Annotated in this window: 1 protein-coding gene; it reads left to right on the top strand. The window is 56.3% G+C overall.

Translation table 11 applies throughout. From position 1 onward, the window contains the following. The first annotated feature begins 83 nt into the window (after nucleotides 1-83). Nucleotides 84-1,118 carry an IS110 family transposase gene (locus Q1A20_RS26040; RefSeq protein ID WP_299919719.1) on the top strand — a complete coding sequence of 345 codons (1,035 nt, stop codon included), beginning with the start codon at nucleotides 84-86 and terminating at the stop codon, nucleotides 1,116-1,118. Nucleotides 1,119-1,369: the final 251 nt, after the last annotated feature.

Raw genomic sequence — 1,369 nt, 5'->3', positions numbered from 1 at the left:
AGCATGCGTAATTGGGCTGACCCTGAACTGAGGTCGAGCTCCCGATAGGATCACAGGATATCTGTGAACATGGGAGAATTCGAATGGAATATTATGCTGGCTTGGATGTGTCGCTGCGGTCCTGCGCGATTTGCGTTGTCGATGGCAAAGGGGCGATTGTGTATGAGCGAGAGCTGCCTTGCGAGATCGAAGAGATCGCGAGTTGCCTGACTGCACTTTCCTTTCCAATCGAACGCATTGGCTTTGAGTCCGGCACTTTGAGCCAGCATCTGTTCTTCGGCCTTACAGCGGAAGGGTTCGATGTTGTCTGTATGGAAGCGCGTCAGGTGAGCGCCGCCCTATCGGCAATGCGTAACAAGACGGATCGCAACGATGCCCGCGGCATTGCCCAGATATTGCGGACGGGATGGTTTAGCCCTGTTCACATGAAGAGCCGGGAGGCGCATGGAGTTCGGGCCCTTCTGAGTGCGCGGAAAGCTCTGCTCAGCAAAACCATTGATTTGGCCAATGAGGTGCGCGGTCTGCTGAAGATATTTGGCATACGGCTGCCGAAGACCGTGCAGCATGGCAGCTTTGACGATGTGGTTCGGCCGATGATTGAGATCGATGAGGTTCTCGCACATGCAATGCTACCGCTGCTCGACGCACGGTTGGTTCTGTACAAGCATTTTCTGGAACTCGATCGGCGGGTCAAACACGCGGCCCGTCAGGACGATGTCTGTATGCGCATGATGACAGTCCCCGGAGTGGGCCCAATTGCCGCTCTAACCTTCAAGGCTGCCGTCGATGATCCCGCGCGGTTCAAAAGATCTCGCACCGTGGCAGCTCACTTCGGACTTACACCTCGAAGATTCCAATCTGGCGAACAGGACAACCCAGGTCGGATATCGAAAGCCGGGGATCGAGACGTAAGATCGACACTCTATGCCGCCGCCAATGCCCTGCTGATGCGAACGATGGCGGGCTCTCAGATCAAGTCATGGGGCATGCGATTGATGCGTACCAAAGGGCGTCGCCGCGCTGTTGTGGCTGTTGCCCGCAAATTAGCTGTCCTGCTTCACCGTATGTGGGCGGATGGCACGGAGTTCCGTTCAGAGAAGGTGGAGGGCACGGCATGATCTAATCGCCCAACACCAATCTGAACGGGGTCGTCCTCACCGGACGAGGTTCGTGGACAAAGCCGAAAATGTCTGCTGCGCCATCAAGCGCGTCCCAAAGCGAGGCTCTCCACTGCCAATCCGACACATGCATGCAGCGATGTCCCACGCGGTATCACCCAGACTGCGAAGAGAAGCGTGACCCGGATGAGCGACAACGGCCCCAAACAAAGAAGGAAAACGAGCTTGACCCAAACGCCCAATTAGAGAAG

The sequence above is a fragment of the uncultured Roseobacter sp. genome (assembly GCF_947501835.1).
Taxonomy (GTDB): Bacteria; Pseudomonadota; Alphaproteobacteria; order Rhodobacterales; family Rhodobacteraceae; genus Roseobacter.
This window is presented reverse-complemented; position numbering and strand designations above follow the sequence as displayed.

What these genes read in the sequence shown, in the direction of transcription:
- Q1A20_RS26040 (WP_299919719.1), top strand. Translation starts at nt 84, where the DNA reads ATGGAATATTATGCTGGCTTGGATGTGTCGCTGCGGTCCTGCGCGATT.